Origin of the sequence: Streptomyces sp. NRRL S-350 (assembly GCF_000719705.1) — a bacterium.
GTDB lineage: Bacteria > Actinomycetota > Actinomycetes > Streptomycetales > Streptomycetaceae > Kitasatospora.
This window is the reverse complement of sequence record NZ_JOHO01000006.1, coordinates 18,159-35,951: the sequence shown is the minus strand read 5'-3', so window position 1 is coordinate 35,951 and position 17,793 is coordinate 18,159. Positions and strand designations below refer to the sequence as shown.

The 17,793-nt window shown below is 72.9% G+C and carries 14 protein-coding genes and 2 pseudogenes; 9 read left to right on the top strand and 7 right to left on the bottom strand.

Features of this window, described 5'->3' with window-relative positions; genetic code table 11:
• Positions 1-61: 61 nt before the first annotated feature.
• The 7 genes from IF30_RS0108045 to IF30_RS0108015 form a co-directional block, all read right to left on the bottom strand.
• Positions 62-1,447, bottom strand: a complete 1,386-nt coding sequence (locus IF30_RS0108045; protein WP_030234019.1) for an 8-oxoguanine deaminase — start codon at positions 1,445-1,447, stop codon at positions 62-64.
• 68 nt (positions 1,448-1,515) lie between these two features.
• Positions 1,516-2,868, bottom strand: coding sequence for a nucleobase:cation symporter-2 family protein (locus IF30_RS0108040; protein WP_051709533.1), 1,353 nt, complete (start codon positions 2,866-2,868; stop codon positions 1,516-1,518).
• 464 nt (positions 2,869-3,332) lie between these two features.
• Entirely contained in the window at positions 3,333-4,253 is a 921-nt protein-coding gene (pucL, locus tag IF30_RS0108035) for a factor-independent urate hydroxylase (RefSeq protein WP_030234014.1), read from the bottom strand.
• 32 nt (positions 4,254-4,285) lie between these two features.
• Positions 4,286-4,621, bottom strand: a complete 336-nt coding sequence (gene uraH, locus IF30_RS0108030) for a hydroxyisourate hydrolase (protein ID WP_030234011.1) — start codon at positions 4,619-4,621, stop codon at positions 4,286-4,288.
• Positions 4,622-4,728: 107 nt separating this feature from the next.
• Positions 4,729-5,232, bottom strand: coding sequence for a 2-oxo-4-hydroxy-4-carboxy-5-ureidoimidazoline decarboxylase (gene uraD, locus IF30_RS0108025; protein WP_051709466.1), 504 nt, complete (start codon positions 5,230-5,232; stop codon positions 4,729-4,731).
• Positions 5,233-5,492: 260 nt separating this feature from the next.
• Positions 5,493-5,873 (bottom strand): helix-turn-helix domain-containing protein, encoded by a 381-nt coding sequence (locus IF30_RS0108020; RefSeq protein ID WP_030234005.1) that lies wholly within the window; start codon positions 5,871-5,873, stop codon positions 5,493-5,495.
• Positions 5,870-6,124: a thiamine-binding protein gene (locus IF30_RS0108015; protein WP_030234002.1), complete on the bottom strand. Its 255-nt coding sequence runs from the start codon at positions 6,122-6,124 to the stop codon at positions 5,870-5,872. The genes IF30_RS0108020 and IF30_RS0108015 overlap by 4 nt, the downstream gene beginning before the upstream one ends.
• A 206-nt stretch (positions 6,125-6,330) precedes the next feature.
• On the opposite strand from IF30_RS0108015, the gene IF30_RS0108010 reads away from it, so the two are divergent.
• The 9 genes and pseudogenes from IF30_RS0108010 to IF30_RS0107970 all read left to right on the top strand — a co-directional run bounded on the left by IF30_RS0108010 (position 6,331) and on the right by IF30_RS0107970 (position 17,787).
• Positions 6,331-7,176 carry a TIM barrel protein gene (locus IF30_RS0108010; protein ID WP_030234001.1) on the top strand — a complete coding sequence of 282 codons (846 nt, stop codon included), beginning with the start codon at positions 6,331-6,333 and terminating at the stop codon, positions 7,174-7,176.
• A 111-nt stretch (positions 7,177-7,287) separates the two neighbouring features.
• A pseudogene (locus tag IF30_RS0108005) lies at positions 7,288-8,178 on the top strand (2-hydroxy-3-oxopropionate reductase); the annotation flags it as partial.
• A 470-nt stretch (positions 8,179-8,648) separates the two neighbouring features.
• Complete coding sequence (locus tag IF30_RS0108000; RefSeq protein ID WP_030233996.1) at positions 8,649-9,791, top strand: glycerate kinase; 1,143 nt, start codon at positions 8,649-8,651, stop codon at positions 9,789-9,791.
• A 146-nt stretch (positions 9,792-9,937) separates the two neighbouring features.
• Entirely contained in the window at positions 9,938-11,377 is a 1,440-nt protein-coding gene (gene allB, locus IF30_RS0107995; RefSeq protein WP_078891213.1) for an allantoinase AllB, read from the top strand.
• Positions 11,378-11,405: 28 nt separating this feature from the next.
• Positions 11,406-12,452: pseudogene (gene alc, locus IF30_RS0107990) on the top strand (allantoicase); the annotation flags it as partial.
• 295 nt (positions 12,453-12,747) lie between these two features.
• A complete protein-coding gene (locus tag IF30_RS0107985) occupies positions 12,748-14,208 on the top strand; it encodes a catalase (protein ID WP_030233990.1) in 1,461 nt (486 codons plus the stop codon).
• A 265-nt stretch (positions 14,209-14,473) separates the two neighbouring features.
• Complete coding sequence (locus IF30_RS0107980; protein ID WP_030233987.1) at positions 14,474-15,253, top strand: IclR family transcriptional regulator; 780 nt, start codon at positions 14,474-14,476, stop codon at positions 15,251-15,253.
• 344 nt (positions 15,254-15,597) lie between these two features.
• A complete protein-coding gene (locus IF30_RS0107975) occupies positions 15,598-16,512 on the top strand; it encodes a metal-dependent hydrolase (protein ID WP_030233984.1) in 915 nt (304 codons plus the stop codon).
• A 186-nt stretch (positions 16,513-16,698) separates the two neighbouring features.
• Entirely contained in the window at positions 16,699-17,787 is a 1,089-nt protein-coding gene (locus tag IF30_RS0107970) for a PDR/VanB family oxidoreductase (protein ID WP_030233982.1), read from the top strand.
• Positions 17,788-17,793 lie beyond the last annotated feature (6 nt).

Genomic DNA, 17,793 nt, shown 5'->3' with positions numbered 1-17,793 from the left:
CGGGGTGCGCGGAGTCCGGGAGCGCACCGTCCCTGGGTGCTCCCGGAGTCCGGTGGAGGTGTCAGACCGGTCGGGCCGCCAGCTCGCGGGCGGCGCGGGCGCAGTCGCGCGCGATCCGGTCCTCGTTGACGGTGGTGAGCTGCCCCTTCTCGACCACCGCGTTGCCGTTGACGAACAGCACCGAGAGCGGGGGCAGCGCACCGAAGGTGAGGGCGGCGACCGGGTCGGCGATGGAGGAGTGCATGACCCCGTCGATCTTCCAGAGCGCCAGGTCGGCCAGCTTGCCGGCCTCGATGGAGCCGATCTCGTCCTGCCGGCCGAGCACCCGGGCGCCGCCCATGGTGCCGAGGCGCAGCGCCTGCCGTCCGGTCAGGGCGGTGGGGGAGCCGTGCAGGCGGTTGATCAGCAGGGCGTTGCGCAGCTCGGTGCCGAGTTCGCCGGACTCGTTGGAGGCGGTGCCGTCCACGCCGAGGCCGACCGGGACGCCGGCCCGGAGCATGTCCGGCACCCGGGCGATGCCGGCGGCCAGACGGGCGTTGGAGGACGGGCAGTGGGCCACGCCGGTGCCGGTCTCGGCGAACTTGGCGATGTCGGAGTCGTTCATGTGGACGCAGTGCGCCATCCAGACGTCCTCGCCGAGCCAGCCGACCGACTCGAAGTAGTCGGTGGGGCCCATGCCGAACAGTTCCTTGCAGAACTGCTCCTCCTCGGCGGTCTCCGAGCCGTGGGTGTGCAGCCGGACGCCCTTGCGGCGGGCGAGTTCGGCGGACTGGCGGAGCAGGTCGGTGGAGACCGAGAAGGGCGAGCAGGGCGCGATGGCGACGTGCAGCATCGAGCCGAAGGAGGAGTCGTGGTACGTGTCCACGGCGGCCTCGGAGGCGGCCAGGATGTCGTCCAGCTCCTCGACGGCGTGGTCCGGCGGCAGGCCGCCGTCCTTCTTGCTGCGGTCCATGGAGCCGCGCAGTGCGGTGAAGCGCAGGCCGAGCTCCTGGACGGCCTCGATGGACGCGCCGAGGACGTCGCCGCCGTTCTCGGGGAAGACGTAGTGGTGGTCCGAGGCGGTGGTGCAGCCGGACTTGAGCAGTGCGGCGGCGGAGCCCTGGCTGGCGGCGTGGACGAGCTTCTCGTCGATCCGCGCCCAGGTCGGGTAGAGGGCGACCAGCCAGTCGAACAGGATGTCGTCCTGGGCGAGGCCGCGGGTGATCCACTGGTAGAAGTGGTGGTGGGTGTTGACCAGGCCGGGGGTGACCAGGTGTCCCTCGCCGTTGATCCGGCGCACCACGTTGTCCAGCCACGCCGGGGCGGGGCCGTCGCCGACCGATTCGATCGTGTTGCCGAGGATGACGACGTGGCCGCGGGCGTACTCGGTGTCGTTGGCGTCGACGGTGGCGATCGCGACGTTCTCGATCACGATCCGCTGGTCGGCGGGCGGGGGCTGGACTGCCATGGTGTCACTCCTATGGGGGAGGGCCGGGAGGAGCGCACGTCGGGCGAGGCGCGCTCCTCCGGGACCGGTCAGGACGGTGTCGCCGTCGGCACCGTCGCGCCGGAGCCCTGGCCGGTTCTGGTCCGGCGGGCGGCTCCGACGTGGTGGAAGAGCAGGTTGAGCAGGACGGCCATCACGCAGCCCGCCGAGATCCCCGAGTGCATCAGGGTCCGGACGGCCTCCGGGAAGGAGTCGTAGAACGTCGGCACGGCTATCGGGATGATGCCTACCCCGAGCGAGACCGACACCAGGATGGTGTGGGAGCTCGATTCCATGCCGGCTTCGGCGAGGGTGCGGATGCCGCTCGCCGCGACCGTGCCGAAGAGCACGATCCCGGCGCCGCCGAGGACGGGCTGCGGCACCAGGGAGACGACCGAGCCCAGCACGGGGAACAGCCCCAGCAGGACCAGGATGCCTCCGCCGGCCGCGACCACGAACCGACTGCGGATCTTCGTCAGCGCCACCAGTCCGATGTTCTGGGCGAAGGCGCTGGCGGCGAAGCCGTTGAAGACGGGGCTGAGCGCGGTGGCCAGTCCGTCGGCCCGCAGGCCGGCGGCGAGGGTGGGTTCGTCGGCTTCGCGGTCGACGATCTTGCCGAGTGCGAGCATGTCGGCGGTGGACTCGGTCATCGAGACCACCATGACGATGCAGAGCGAGACGATCGCGGCCGCGTCGAACTCGGGCGCGCCGAAGTGGAACGGGGAGGGGAGCGCGAAGATCTTCGCGTCGTGGACCGCGCCGAAGTCGGCGAGGCCCAGCGGGAGGGCGATCAGGGTGCCGAACGCCAGTCCGACGAGCAGGGAGAGCTGCTGCCAGAAGCCGCGCAGCAGCCGGTTGCAGAGCACCACCGCGACGAGGGTGATCGCGGCGAGGCCGATGGCCCGCATGGAGCCGTACCCGGGGGCGCCCGGCGAGCCGCCGCGCGCCCAGTTGACCGCCACCGGGAGCAGGGACACCCCGATGAGGGTGATCACGGTGCCCTGGACGACCGGGGGGAAGAACCGGATGAGCTTGCAGAAGTAGGGCGCCGCGAGGAAGCACAGGGCTCCCGCGACGATCACCGCTCCGAAGATCACCGGGAGGGCGTCCTTCGGACTCCCCGTCCTTTCGATGGAGCCCTTCGCTATGGCGATCATGGGCGCGACTCCCGCGAAGGAGACGCCGTTGACGAACGGCAGCCGCGCGCCGATCTTCCAGACGCCGAGGGTCTGGAGGAGGGTGGCCAGTCCGGCGGTGAACAGGCTGGCCGATATGAGCAGGGCGAGTTCGGCGGGGGAGAGCCCGACGCCGGCGCCGACGATGAGCGGGGGTGCGACGACCCCCGCGTACATCGCGGCGACGTGCTGGAGTCCGGTGGAGAACAGCTTCACCGGGGGCAGCATCTCGTCCACGGGGTGGATCCCCGGCCCGGACGCCTTGCCGGGGAGGCCGGCGGACTGGTCCGGGCCAGGGGGTCTTGCCGGGGTGGAACCGCCGTCTGTACTGCTGGTGCTGCTGGGTGCCATGTCGAGCCCCTCTTGTGCCCGTGGCTCCCGGCGCGCCCGTGGCGCTGGAGTGCGGCTGGTGGTGTCGTGGCCGAGGACGGGACGGCGGTGCAAGGATCCCTCGGCCGGCCTCTCCAGTGCCCCGGGCCGGCCGCCGCGAGGCAGACACGAACTCCGGTGGGTGGGGGTGGAGAAACTGCTGGTACGGGTGGTGCGGGTCCTGCTGGGGGTGGTGCGGGCGGTGCGGGTCCTGCTCGGGGTGGTACGGGTGGTGCGGGCGGACCGGCCCGCCCGGACTCGACCGGCTCGTGCGGGCCGGTGGGTGCGGCGATTCCGGGCGGAGTCCACGGAGAGGGGGGAGGTCAGGCGACCGGGATGACCGGGACGACGCCCTCGCGGTGCACGGTGCCCTCGATCAGGCCGTACATGCGGTCCGCGGCGTAGTAGACCTCGTTGTCGTTCTTGAGGCCGAAGGGCTCCAGGTCGACGAGGAAGTGGTGCTTGTTCGGCAGTTCGAGGCGTACCTCGTCCACCTCGGCGCGGTTGTTGAGGACCCGGCTGCCCATCGCGTGCAGGGTCTGCTGCAGCGAGTAGGAGTAGGTCTCGGCGAACGCCTCCAGCATGTGCCGCTTGACGTGCGCGTAGGAGCGGTTCCAGTTGGGCTGGGCCTCGCCCGCCTTGCCGCTGTAGCCGTACTTCCAGCGGGCGGTCACCTGGGTGGCGAGGATGCGGTCGTACGCCTCCTGCAGGGTGGTGTACCTGTCCTTGATGTAGCCCCAGAACTCCGAGTTGGTGGAGTTCATGACGACGAGGTCCTTGAGGCCGGAGATGACCTGGACGGATTCGCCGTCGTAGACCACCTCGGTGGTGCGGACCTCCTGGCCGTTGCGGACGAAGGAGTGGCCGACCTCCTCGGAGCCGATGAAGCGGGCCGAGTTGTCCGGCGTCTTGATCCGGTCCCAGGTGTACTCCTCGATCCGGATCCGGGCGCTGTGCACGACGCCGCGCTCGGTGTCGTCGACGAAGTGGCGGGCCAGCACGATCCCGAAGGCCTCGGCCGACTCGATGCCGTGCTCCTTGGCGAAGGCGTAGACGGTGTTCTTGGTGGTGTCGGTGGGGAGGCAGTTGGCGTTGGACCCGGTGAGGTGGACGTCCTCGAACTCACCCTGGAGGGAGACCGAGACGTTCAGGTCCTTGATCTCGTGCCGGGTGGAGTCGCGGTAGATCCGGACGATGCGGTTCTCCGCCTTGCCGTACTGGTTCTGACCGAGCACGTGGGCCATGACGTGGCTCCTAGAGCTTCCAGGTCGGTCTACTAGCTTCCGCGGTAGACCGAGTATCCGAACGGGTTGAGCAGCAACGGCACGTGGTAGTGGTGCTGTTCGGGCGCGACCGTGAAGACGATCGAGACCTCGGGGAAGAACGGCGGCTCGGCGGACCCGGGCGTGAAGTACGCGCCGGTGTCGAAGAGCAGCCGGACGACCGAGCCCGCCTCCACGGCCGGCAGGTCCTTGACCCGGCCGTCGGAGTCCGTGGCGGAGGTGCCGAGCACCTGCCAGCCACCCTCGGTGTGCAGTGCGAGCTCGACCGGGACGCCTTCGGCCGGGCGGCCGAGGCTGGTGTCGAGCACGTGGGTGGAGATGCCAGTCATGGGTGAAGTGACCTTACTGATGGCAGTGGTGATGGTGTGTCAACTCGCTGCCCCAACTATCCGGCACCATGCCGCAACGGCTGCCGGGTGAGCTGCCTGACGGCGTGTCAGGCCGCGTCGAGCAGGCGGTTGAGGCGGATGTCGTTGATCTTGCGCAGTTCCTCGCGGACGATCTCCGCCTCGGTGGCGGCGTCGTTGGGGTGGCGTTCGCGCAGTGCGGCGAGCATGCCGACCGCGGTGCGGCCGGTCGCGCAGATCAGGAAGACGTGGCCGAACTTCGCCTCGTAGGCGGCGTTGGCCTCGCGCAGTTCGTCGAGGACGGCCTGGTCCACGCCCTGGATTCCGGCCTGCTCGCGCTCGGAGGTGGCGTCGCCCGTCTTGGGGTTGCCGATCCGGGCGTGGCCGGCCATCGCGTCGCGCAGGTCCGCGGCCGTGAGCGAGGCCATGGCCGCCGCGTTGGCGGCGAGCAGGGCCGCGCGGTCGGACCAGGGCTTGGCCTCCGCGACCGCGGCGGCCCAGCGGGGGCTGGAGCATACCTCCAGCAGGATCTCTTCCAGCTCCGCGGCGTCGGCCGCGGCCAGGGCGTCAAGGGCGTGGGGGTGGTTGGTCACGGGTGGACCTCCTGAAGAGTGGTGCCACCCCGAAAAGCTAGATCGACCCCACCCGGTCGTCAACACTTTGTTGAACGGTTGGTGGTTACGTTTTGAACCGACCCGCGATGGCGGGCCCTTTCGTGTGCGATCCGCCAAGTGTGCCCCGCCGTCGGCCGATCCAGACTTGCCGTACCGACGGGGTCACCCGTTCGGAAGCCCCCGTGGCGGGGCGGTCCCGCGCCCCGGGCGGGATCCGTTCGGGCCCGCCCGGAAGCCGTTCAGGAGGGCTTCGAGCCTTCCTGGCGGTTCAGGTAGTTGTACACCGTGAAGCGGCTGACGCCCAGCGCCGAGGCGACCGTCTCGACGCCGTGGCGGACGGTGAAGGCGCCGCGCTCCTCCAGCAGGGCGACGACCCGCTGCTTCTCCAGCCGGTCGAGCTCGGAGAGCGGGCGGCCGTCGAACTGGCGGGCCATCTCGGCCAGCAGCCGGTCCAGTGCGCTGCTCAGGTGCGGCAGCCGGACGGCCAGGGCCGGCGTGCCCTCCCACTCCAGGACGACGTCCTCGGCCTTCGCCTCGCCCAGGGGGACGGGTGTCGCGCCGACCGCGTCCAGTAGCGGCTTCACCGCCGCGGCGAGCGGGTGTTCCACGTGCTCGGTCACGGCGTACCGCCCTCCTCGTCCAGCACGCTGACCTGGACGGAGATGCGGGTCGCACCGGCGTCCAGGGTCTCCCGGAGCAGCTTGGTCACCGCGGCGAGGACCTCCTCGGCCCCGCCCTCGGCGCCGGTCCCGAAGGGGCCGACCGCCACGGCCAGGCCGGCCTCGTCGACGACCTTGCGGGCCGCCGCGGCGTGCTCCGGGAACGTGTCCAGTTCGAACGGTTCTGTCGTGAACTCCACCATCAATCGCACGGGATCACTGTAGCGAGCGGGGGTGGGGGCGGGCAGGGGCTGGGTGATCCCACAGGCGGAGGCCGGGGGCCGGCGAGCGGTGGAGGCGGCTTCAACAAAATGTTGCGGCTCCCTTGACACCCGCTTCGCCGTCCGGAGATGCTTCCACCACACAGAATCCCTCTTCCGGATCGTGGAAGTTGCGGATGACGGAAGAGAGCTGAGAGGTGAGTGACGTGACGGCGGCTGCCAAGCACCACTACACGGTCAACCTGTCGATCCTGTTCGGCGAACTGCCGCTCCTGGAGCGCCCCGCCGCGGCCGCCGAGGCCGGCTTCACCGCCGCCGAACTCTGGTGGCCCTTCGGGGAGGAGCACGACCCCTCCCGGGCCGAGCTGGACGCGCTGCGCAAGGCGTTCACCGACGCCGGAGTCCGCCTCACCGGCCTCAACTTCCTGGACGACCTCGGCAAGGGCGCCCGCGGTACCGTCTCGGTGCCCTCCGAGCGGGACCGCTTCCGGGCCAACGTCCCGGTCGCCGCCGCGCTCGCCGGCTCCCTCGGCGCCAAGGCGCTCAACGCGCTGTACGGCAACCGGGTCGATGGCGTGGCGGCGGCCGAACAGGACGCCCTCGCGCTGGAGAACCTGGTGCTCGCCGCGAAGGCCGCGCACGACATCGGCGCGATCCTGCTGATCGAGGCCCTGAACGCGGCGGAGTCCCCGGACTACCCGCTGGTCTCGGCCGCCGCCGCGGTCGAGGTGGTCGACAAGGTCAACGCCGCCACCGGCCTGGACAACGCCCGGTTCCTGTGCGACCTGTACCACCTGGCCAAGAACGGCGAGGACCTGGCGGCGGTCATCGACACCCACGCCGACCGCATCGGCCACGTGCAGATCGCCGACAACCCGGGCCGCAACGAACCCGGCACCGGCGAGCTGGACTTCGAGGACCTGTTCGCCCGGCTCACCGCCGCCGGCTACAGCGGCCCGATCGGCCTGGAGTACCGCCCCTCCACCGGCGTCAGCGCCGACAGCTTCGGGTGGCTGCCGCGCGAGCTGCGCGCCGCCGAGTAGGCGCCGCCGGCGCCCGCGAGCGGCCGCCGACGGCCGTGAACGCCACACACGACCGCGCGTGCCCGCAAGTGCCCGCAACCTCCCCACCCCACGAACGACGTAAGGAACGACGCGATGAGCCGCAAGATCGCCTTCATCGGCCTCGGCATCATGGGCAGCCCGATGGCCGCCAACCTGGTCAAGGCCGGCCACCACGTCACCGGCTACAACCTCACCCAGCCGCCGATCGACGCCCTGGTCGCGGCCGGCGGCCACGGCGCCACCAGCATCGCCGACGCGGTGAGGGACGCCGAGGTCGTCATCACCATGGTCCCGGCCGACCCGCACGTCGAGCAGGCGATCCTGGGCGACGGTGGCGTGCTGGAGAACGTCAAGCCGGGCACCCTGGTGATCGACATGTCCTCGATCACCCCGCAGACCTCGATCAGGGTCGAGGCGGCCGCCAAGGAGAAGGGCGTCCGCACCCTGGACGCCCCGGTCTCCGGCGGCGAGGCCGGCGCCGTCGAGGCGGTCCTGTCGATCATGGTCGGTGGCGCCGCCGAGGACTTCGCCGAAGCCAAGCCGCTCTTCGACGCGCTGGGCACCACGGTCGTCCACGTCGGCCCGGCCGGCGCCGGCCAGACCGTCAAGGCCGCCAACCAGCTGATCGTCGCGGTCAACATCCAGGTGCTCGCCGAGGCCGTGGTGTTCCTGGAGAACGCCGGGGTCGACCTGGGGGCCGCCCTGGACGTGCTCGGCGGCGGCCTGGCCGGCTCGACCGTGCTCAACCGCAAGAAGGCGAACATGCTGAACCGCGAGTTCGCCCCCGGCTTCCGGATCGACCTCCACCACAAGGACATGGGCATCGTCACCGACGCCGCCCGCGCCGTCGGCGCCGCGCTGCCGGTCGGCGCCGTGGTGGCCCAGCTGGTCGCCTCCGCCCGGGCCAACGGCGACGGCTCGCTCGACCACTCGGCGCTGCTGCGCGGCGTCGAGCGGCTCTCCGGCCGCGAGGTCGCGTAACCCCCCGGGGGCTCCCGCACGGAGCCCCCGCCCAAGCTCCCCTGGCGGCGTGTACCCATCCGGTCGTGCCCGCGCCGCCAGGGGCTCTACCCGACCGGCGGGCGGGCCGGGGCTCATCCGCCCGCCCGCCGGTCGATCCAGCCGGTGATGCGCACACCCTCCACGGGGGGCACTTCGGTCGTGCCCGACGCGTCGCCCGGCCCCCTCCCCGCCGAGGGGAGCCCCTCGTACGTCGGAAGCGGGACGAGGGGAACGGCGGGGAGGGGGCGCACCCCGGACGGGGGGAGGGGGCGCGCCCCTGGAACCACCCGGGGCGCGCCCTCCGGACCGCTCCGGACCGCTCCGGAAGGCCCGGGCAAGACCTCGTGGCCGTACCGGCCGGGGGGGATCGCACCCCCGAGCCCCCGGGCCCATGCTTGACGCACGTCGCAGTACCACCGCCACACCCGTTCGGAAGCGAGGACCGCACCATGCTCCCCACCCCCCGCCAGGGCCATGTGGTCGTCGCCCCCGACAAGTTCAAGGGCACCCTGGAGGGCGCCGAGGTGGCAGCCCGGATCGCCGCCGGCATCCGGCGCGCCGCGCCCGGCACCGAGGTGCGCGAACTGCCCGTCGCCGACGGCGGCGAGGGCACCCTGGCCGCCGCGCTCGCGGCCGGCTTCGACCGCGTTCCGGCCAAGGTGGCCGGCCCGACCGGCCTGCCGGTGGCCGCCGCGCTCGCCGTCCGGGGTGACACCGCCGTGGTCGAGCTGGCGCAGGCCTCCGGGCTCGCCCGACTGCCCGGCGGCCGGGCCGCCCCGCTCGCGGCCGGGTCCTACGGCGTCGGCCAGCTGATCGCCCGGGCCGTCTCGCTCGGCGCCAAGCGGATCGTGCTCGGCCTCGGCGGCAGCGCCTGCACGGACGGCGGCGCCGGCATGGTGCAGGCCCTCGGGGTGCGGCTGCGAGACGCCGACGGCACCGAACTGCCGCCCGGCGGAGCCGCGTTGCGCAGGCTCGCGGAGATCGACCCCGGTCCGCTGGCCGACGTGCTGGGCGGCGTCGAGATCGTGGTGGCCTGCGACGTGGACAATCCGCTGCTCGGGCCGCGCGGCGCCACCGCCGTCTACGGCCCGCAGAAGGGCGCCGACGGCGCCGACCTGCTGGTCCTGGAGGAAGGGCTGACCCGCTTCGCCGACCTGGTCGCCGAGGCCACCGGCCGGGACCTCCGACAGGCCCCCGGCGCCGGGGCCGCGGGCGGGGTGGGCTTCGCCGCCCTGGCCCTGCTCGGCGCCACCATGCGACCCGGCATCGAGCTGCTGCTCGACCTGCTGGGCTTCGACGAGGCCGTGCGTGGGGCACGCCTCGTCGTGACCGGCGAGGGCTGCCTGGACGCACAGACGCTCCATGGCAAGGCCCCCGCCGGAGTTGCCGCGGCGGCCGCCCGGGCGGGGGTTCGGGTGGCCGCCGTGGCGGGCCGGCTGGAACTCGGCGAGCCCGAGTGGCGGGCCGCGGGCTTCGCCGCCGCGATCGCGCTGACCGACCTGGCCGAACGGCCGGGGGACAGCATGACCAAGGCCGCGGAGCTGGCCGAACTCGCGGGGGAGCGGTTGGCCGCCCGGCTGTTGGTGCGCTGAACGCTCGTACGTTCATCCATTGACGTTTTGTTGAAGGCGGGCCTAGGCTCCCCGCAATCCCCCGCCTCCGCCCTCGCACCACCGCCCTCGAACCGCCCTCGAGCCACCCACGAACCACCCCCGACTCCAAGGTTCCGGAGGTCCCCATGCCTTTCAGCCAGCCCACGGTGATCCGCTCCCGGCGGGTCGTCCTGCCCGACGGCGAGCGCCCCGCGGACGTGCTGATCCGGGACGGGAAGATCGAGCAGGTCGTCGCACACGGCTCGCCCGCCGTCGGCGACCGGCACCTCGTCGACCTCGGCGACACCGCCCTGCTGCCCGGCCTGGTCGACACCCACGTCCACGTCAACGAGCCCGGCCGCACCGAGTGGGAGGGCTTCGCCACCGCCACCCGGGCCGCCGCGGCCGGCGGCGTCACCACGATCATCGACATGCCGCTCAACTCGATCCCGCCCACCACCACGGTCGAGGGACTGCTGACCAAGCGGAAGACCGCCGAGGGCCAGGCCTGGGTCGACCTCGGCTTCTGGGGCGGCGCCGTCCCCGGAAACGTCGCGGACCTCGAACCCCTGCACCGCGAGGGCGTGTTCGGCTTCAAGAGCTTCCTCGCCCCCTCCGGCGTCGACGAGTTCCCGCACGTCGAGGGCCCCGACCTGGAGGCCGCACTGGCCGAGCAGGCCCGGATCGGGGCGCTGGCGATCATCCACGCCGAGGACCCGACCGTCCTCGCCGCCGCCCCGCAGCAACCCGGCGTCCACTACCGGGACTTCCTCGCCTCCCGCCCCGCCGACGCGGAGACCGCGGCCGTCGCCCACCTGCTGGACGCCGCCCGCCGCACCGGGGCCCGGGTCCACATCCTGCACGTCTCCTCCGCCGCCGTCCTGCCGCTGCTGCGCCGGGCGCGCGAGGACGGCGTCCAGGTGACCGCCGAGACCTGCCCGCACTACCTGACCCTCGCGGCCGACCAGGTGCCCGACGGTGACACCGCCTTCAAGTGCTGCCCGCCGATCCGCGACGAGTCCAACCGGGACGCGCTCTGGGAGGCCCTGGGCCGCGGCGAGTTCATCGCCGTCGTCTCCGACCACTCGCCCTCCACCCCCGACCTCAAGCTGCTGCCCGAGTACGGCGGCAGCGGGGACTTCGCGGCCGCCTGGGGCGGCATCGCCTCGCTGCAGCTCGGCCTGCCGGCCGTCTGGACCGAGGCCCGCCGCCGCGGCCACACCCTGGCCGACGTCGTGCGCTGGATGTCCGCCGGACCGGCCGAACTGGTCGGGCTCACCGGCACCAAGGGCGCCATCGCGCCCGGACACGACGCCGACCTGGTCGCCTTCGACCCCGACGGTGAATTCGCCGTCCGCGCAAGCGGGTTGCACCACCGCAACCCCGTCACCCCGTACGCCGGGCGGACCCTCACCGGCTCGGTGCGCAGCACCTGGCTGCGCGGCCGCGAGGTGGACACCGGCGCCCGGCCCTTCGGCCGCCAGCTCACCCGGCCGACCACTCCCGCTGCCGCCACCTCCGCCGCCCCGGCCGGCACCGCCGCTCCGGCCACCTCCGCCGCCACCGCCCCGTCCGATCGCGTCTGAATCCGAACGCGCCTACAGAGGAGAGTCAGTGACCACTGCCGACACCCCCCGTGCTCCCTTCACCGAGCTGGTCGACCTGGCCTCCCGACTGCTCGGCGCGGGCGTCGTCGCCACCAACGAGGACACCTTCGCGGACGCCGAGAACCTGCTGGTCGCCAAGGCGGCCGAGTTCCGTCCGCACACCTTCGGCCACAAGGGCCAGATCATGGACGGCTGGGAGTCCAAGCGCCGCCGCGGCGTCTCCGCCGAGCACCCGCACCCCACCGACGAGGACCACGACTGGGTGATCGTCCGGCTCGGCGCCGCCGGTGTGATCCGCGGCGTCATCGTGGACACCGCCCACTTCACCGGCAACTACCCGGAGTCCGGCTCGGTCGAGGCTGCGTCCGTCCCCGGCCACCCCTCGCCGGAGGAACTGCGGACCGCCGACTGGACCACGCTCGTGCCGCGCACCCCGCTCCGGGGCGACACCGTCCACGAGTTCGCCGTCGAGGACGGCACCCGCTACACCCACGTGCGGCTGAACATCTTCCCGGACGGCGGCGTCGCCCGGCTGCGCGTGCACGGCGAAGTGCTGCCCGACCCGCGGGAGCTGGACGGCCTGACCTTCGACCTGGCCGCGCAGGAGTACGGCGGCGTGGCCGAGGCGGCGTCCGACCGCTACTTCTCCTCCCCGCACAACCTGAACGCTCCCGGCCGTGCCTCCGTCATGGGCGACGGTTGGGAGACCCGGCGTCGGCGCGACAAGGCCAACGACTGGGTGCAGATCGCCCTGGCCGGGGGCGGTGAGGTCCTGGCCGCCGAGGTGGACACGTCCCACTTCGTCGCCAATGCCCCCGGCTGGGCCGACCTGATCGGCTTCGACGCCTCGACCGGGACCGACCCCGCCGACGGCGAGTGGTTCGAACTCCTGCCCCGCACCCGCCTGCAGCCCGACACCCGGCACCGCTTCCGGCTCGACGCCGGCCGCCCGGTGACCCACGTGCGCATCAACGTCTACCCGGACGGCGGACTCGCCCGCCTCCGGCTCACCGGCCGCCTCACCGAGGCCGGCCGCGCGGCCCTCGCGCTGCGCTGGTTCAACGCCCTCCCGGCCGCCGAGGCCGCCGCGGCCCTCACCGGGGCCGGGCTGACCGCCGACGACGCCGCCGCACTGACCGCCGCCCGCCCGCTGGCGGACCCGGCCGCGACCGGCGCCGCCCTCGCGGCGCTGCGGCCGGCTCCCTCCGGTGAGGAGACCGCCCGCCGCCACGAGGCCGTCCGGCGCCTGCTCGGCGCCTGAGACACCCGAGGCACCCGCCCGGCACGCCCTGACCGGACGTCAGCCGACCCTCCACGCACCGCCCTTATCGACACCTGAAGGACCCTCCATGTCCAAGATCCTGACCACGGAGTCCGGCGCGCCGATCGCCGACAACCAGAACTCGGCCTCGGCCGGCGAGTACGGCCCGCTGCTGATCCAGGACCAGCAGCTGCTGGAGAAGCTGGCCCGGTTCAACCGCGAGCGCATCCCGGAGCGCGTCGTGCACGCCCGCGGCTCCGGCGCGTACGGCTACTTCGAGGTCACCGACGAGGTGTCGCAGTACACCCGGGCGGCGTTCCTCGCCGAGGTCGGCAAGCGCACCGAGGTCTTCCTGCGCTTCTCCACCGTGGCGGGCAACCTGGGCGCCGGCGACGCGGTGCGCGACCCGCGCGGCTTCGCGCTGAAGTTCTACACCGAGCAGGGCAACTACGACCTCGTCGGCAACAACACCCCGGTGTTCTTCATCAAGGACCCGATCAAGTTCCCCGACTTCATCCACTCGCAGAAGCGCGACCCGTACACCGGCGTGCAGGAGCCGGACAACGTCTGGGACTTCTGGGCCCACTCGCCCGCCTCGACCCACCAGATCACCTGGCTGTTCGGCGACCGCGGCATCCCGGCCTCCTACCGGCACATGAACGGCTACGGCTCGCACACCTACCAGTGGGTCAACGCCGACGGCGACGCCTACTGGGTGAAGTACCACTTCAAGACCAACCAGGGCATCCGCTGCCTGGACGCCGGCCAGGCCGCCGAGGTCGTCGGCGCCGACGCCGACTCGCACCAGCGCGACCTCCACCAGGCCATCGAGCGCGGGGTGTTCCCGTCCTGGACCCTCTACGTCCAGCTGATGCCGGTCGCCGAGGCCGCCGACTACCGCTTCAACCCGTTCGACCTCACCAAGGTGTGGCCGCACGCCGACTACCCGCTGGTCAAGGTCGGCCGCCTGGTGCTCAACCGGAACCCGGACAACGTCTTCGCCGAGGTCGAGCAGTCCGCGTTCTCGCCGAACAACTTCGTGCCCGGCATCGGCCCGTCCCCGGACAAGATGCTCCAGGGCCGGCTGTTCGCCTACGCGGACGCCCAGCGCTACCGCCTCGGCGTCAACCACACCCAGCTGCCGGTGAACGCCCCGCGCGCCACCGAGGCCGCCAACTACGGCCGGGACGGCCTGATGGCCCTCAACACGGCCGGCCGCGGCAGGAACTACGAGCCCAACTCGTACGGCGGCCCGGCGCAGACCGACGACGTGCTCGCCGCGCCGGTCAAGGTCGACGGCCACACCGGCACCTACACCACGCCCGCGCACACCAAGGACGACGACTTCTTCCAGGCCGGCGAGCTGTACCGGCTGATGTCGGCCGACGAGAAGACCCGCCTGATCGACAACCTCGCGGGCTTCCTGTCGCAGGTGACGCGCGACGACATCGTCGAGAAGAACCTCGCCCACTTCCACGCCGCGGACGAGGAGTACGGCGCCCGTCTGGAGGCGGCCGTCGCCGAGCTCCGCGCGGGCGACGAGGGCTGACCGGGCCTCCCCGCGCGTCCTCCCCGCCCGTCCCTCCCCTTCCGCACCACCACCCTCACGGCCGCCGGCCCGCACCCGGTGACCGTCCGACCGGCCCCTCCCCCTGGGCAGTGGGGGCGGGGCCGGTCGTGTCCGCCCAGGTGGACCGGAGGTTGCTCCACGGAATGTTCACGGATATTCACGGACAGCAGTCGCCCGAGGCGCCGGGTCGATAGTCTGGCGGTGCCCGCGGTCGCTCCGTGGGGGGACATCGGAAGGGGACGACATGTCGACACCAGCCCCGGGTCGTCACGCCGCGCTGGACCAGGGCCCGACGGGCCCGTTCACCTCCCTGCAGCACGCCCTCAGACTGCTGGAGGCAGTCGACCGCCACCCCGACGGGGCCACCCTGGTGGGCCTCGCGCGGGAGACCTCGCTCGGGCTGCCGACCGTTCGGCGGCTCGCGGAGATCCTGGAGATCGAGGGCTACCTCCAGTGCCAGGACGGCGGTTGGGTGCTCGGCGGCACCTTCGCCCTGCTCGGGCAGTACAACCGGGAGCAGCTGGTGAAGGCCCGACTCAACCGCAAACTCGCCGAACTGCGCGACGAGTTGGGCGCCGCGGTGTACTTCACCCGGTACCACGACGGCGAGTTGTCGGTGGAGGCGGTCTCGGCCGCCGACTACGCTCCTGCGGTGCAGGAGTGGGTCGACTTCCGGGCCACCGCGCACGCCAGCGCGATCGGAAAGTGCCTGCTCGGCCAGCTGGACGCCGATGCCCGGCGCGACCACCTCTCCCGGCACCCGGTCGCCCGGCTCACCTCCCGCACGGTCACCGACGCCGACCAGCTGATGCACCGGCTGGAGCGGCAGCCGGCCACGGTGCCGGTGCTGGACATCCAGGAGTACGCGCTGGGCACGGTGTGCGCGGCGGTGCCGATCACGGCGGGCAGCACGGTCGGCTGCCTGGCCACCTCGATGCCGGTGGGCAACGTCCACAAGCTGAAGGCCGCGGCCGAACTGCTTGCGGCCCGGGCGGCGCCGCTGATGCTGGCGATGGCGGTCTGACGGCGGGTCGGCCGTCGCGCGCGGGAGTCGGAGGAAGCCCTGCCGGGGAACCGGTGGGGCTTCCGGCGTTTCCGGGGGCGGCTGGGCTTTCCCGGGCGCCCGCCTGCCCGTGGCGCCCGCCTGCCCGTGGCGCCCGCCTGCCCGTGGCGCCCGCCTGCCCGTGGCGCCGCTTCCCCGTGGCGCTGCTTTCCCGTGGCGCCCGCGTTTCCTCAAGGGCGCCCGGCGGTCCGCATCACTTATTAGACTCGATGTCGATAAGGGGCGCCGAACCCCTTGTCCCGGCCGCTACCCGCGAGTACGTTTCCCTGGACCGCGCCGCCGCCCCCAGGTCAGGAGGGTCCGCCATGCCCCGCCCCACCCCAGTCCCCGCCGTCGCCGCCCCCGCCGTGCGGGTGCACGACAGCCTCGTCCTGGAGCCCCGCGACGTCCGCTTCGACTGGTCCGGACTGCCACTGCACTGGATCCCCGACGAGCCGATGGCCACCCACGTCATCAACGTGCTCCACCTCCTGCTGCCCGAGGGCGAGCGCTGGTTCGTCCAGGTGTTCAAGGAGGCCCTGCCGCTCATCCGGGACGAGCGGCTCCGGGAGGAAGTCCTCGGGTTCATCGGGCAGGAGGCCATCCACGCCGAGGCGCACCAGGAAGTCCTGGACCACCTGCTCGGCCAGGGGCTCGACCCGCGGCCGTACGTCCGGCAGATCTCCTGGCTGTTCCGGCGGATCCTGGGCGACAAGCCGGGCCTGACACCGGCCCGGCGGCGCGAGAACATCATCGAACGGGTCGCCTTCATCGCGGCCATCGAGCACTTCACCGCCTTCCTCGGCAACTGGGCACTCAACTCCCCGGGCCTGGACCGGGCCAAGGCCGACCCGACGATGCTCGACCTGCTGCGCTGGCACGGCGCCGAGGAGGTCGAGCACCGCAGCGTCGCCTTCGACCTGATGGTGCACCTGGACCCGGGCTACCTGCGCCGGATCCGGGGGATGGCGGTGTCCGGGCCGCTGCTGGTCCACCTCTGGGTGCGCGGCGCCCGCTTCCTGCTCGCCGCCGACCCGACCCTGGAGGGGAGGCTCCGGCCGACCTGGCGCGAGGCCGGCCGGATCGCCAAGCGCGGCCTACTGCCGGACCCGATCGGATCGCTCCGATCCGGGCTGCGGTACCTGCGGCCGGGCTACCACCCCACCCAGGAGGGCTCCTCCAGCCAGGCGCTGGGCTACCTCGCCTCCTCCCCGGCCGCCCGCGCGGCGGCAGCGCGCTGAAGGCGGTCGGCGGACAGCATTCAGTCGACTGGTCCCGGACGACAGCTCTCACGACTGCTTCAGCCGACCGCTTTCAGCCGACAGATACCAGCGAACGGTTTTCAGCGAACAGACGACGTCGTCCGTCAGCTGAAAGACGTCGTCTGTCACGGCCCCGCCCGTTCCCGACGCCAAGGACCCCGCCGGATGGACCTGCTCAACCCGCCCCCCGACCTCTACGGCCGCCCCCGCGCCGACGCCTTCATCCGCCGGCTCACCGCCTTCGGCGACCGCTACTCCCCGGCCCTCGGCGGCCCCCTGCTTCGCCGCAACCCCCGCCGCCCGCACAGCCGCCCCCTCCCGCCGCTGCAACTGGTCGTCACCTCCCGCCGCCGACCCGCCGCCGACGTCGTGGAACTGCAGCTCGCCGACCCCTCCGGCGGCCCGCTGCCCGGCTGGCAGCCCGGCGCCCACCTGCGCCTCACCCTGCCCTCCGGCCGCGAGCGCCACTACTCCCTCTGCGGCGACCCGGCCGAGCGCCGCAGCTACCGCATCGCCGTCCGACGGCTGCCCGAGGGCGGCGGCGGGTCCGTCGAGGTCCACGACACCCTGCATCCCGGCACCCGGCTCACCGCCCGTCGCCCCCGCAACGGCTTCGCCTTCTGCGCCGAGCCCGCCGTCCTCCTGCTGGCCGGCGGCATCGGCATCACCCCGCTGCTCCCGATGGCCCGCGAGGCGCAGCGGCACGGCCTGGACTGGCGCCTGGTCCACGTCGGACGCAGCGCCGGCACCCTCCCGTACACGGCCGAGCTGCGGGCCCTCGACCCGCACCGCGTGGTGCTGCGCACCGACGACGAGCACGACGGAGTGGCCACCGGCGCCGAGCTGCTCGCCCACGCCCCGCTCGGCGCCGCCGTGTACTGCTGCGGGCCCGCCCCGATGCTCACCGCCGTGCAGCGGGCCCTGGACGCGTCCCCGGCCGCCTCCCTGCACTTCGAGCGCTTCGGCGCGGCCCCGATCACCGACGGCAGGCCCTTCGCCGTCCGTCTCGGCGCCGACGGCCCCACCCTCGAAGTCCCCGCCGACCGCTCCGCCCTGGACGTGTTGCGCGAGGCCCGCCCGGACCTTCCGTACTCCTGCCACCAGGGCTTCTGCGGCACCTGCGAGGTCCGGGTGGCGGCCGGCTCGCCCGACCACCGGGACCGCCGCCTCACCGCCGAGCAGCGCGCCGCCGGCGCCCTGCTGCCCTGCGTCTCCCGGGCCGCCGAGGGCGAGACCCTCGTCCTCGACCTCTAGAAGGAG

Coding starts and splice junctions, on each gene's coding strand:
- IF30_RS0108045 (WP_030234019.1), bottom strand. CDS start 1,447: ATGGCAGTCCAGCCCCCGCCCGCCGACCAGCGGATCGTGATCGAGAAC.
- IF30_RS0108040 (WP_051709533.1), bottom strand. CDS start 2,868: ATGCTGCCCCCGGTGAAGCTGTTCTCCACCGGACTCCAGCACGTCGCC.
- pucL (WP_030234014.1), bottom strand. CDS start 4,253: ATGGCCCACGTGCTCGGTCAGAACCAGTACGGCAAGGCGGAGAACCGC.
- uraH (WP_030234011.1), bottom strand. CDS start 4,621: ATGACTGGCATCTCCACCCACGTGCTCGACACCAGCCTCGGCCGCCCG.
- IF30_RS0108000 (WP_030233996.1), top strand. CDS start 8,649: ATGCTCCCCACCCCCCGCCAGGGCCATGTGGTCGTCGCCCCCGACAAG.
- allB (WP_078891213.1), top strand. CDS start 9,938: ATGCCTTTCAGCCAGCCCACGGTGATCCGCTCCCGGCGGGTCGTCCTG.
- IF30_RS0107985 (WP_030233990.1), top strand. CDS start 12,748: ATGTCCAAGATCCTGACCACGGAGTCCGGCGCGCCGATCGCCGACAAC.
- IF30_RS0107980 (WP_030233987.1), top strand. CDS start 14,474: ATGTCGACACCAGCCCCGGGTCGTCACGCCGCGCTGGACCAGGGCCCG.
- IF30_RS0107975 (WP_030233984.1), top strand. CDS start 15,598: ATGCCCCGCCCCACCCCAGTCCCCGCCGTCGCCGCCCCCGCCGTGCGG.
- IF30_RS0107970 (WP_030233982.1), top strand. CDS start 16,699: ATGGACCTGCTCAACCCGCCCCCCGACCTCTACGGCCGCCCCCGCGCC.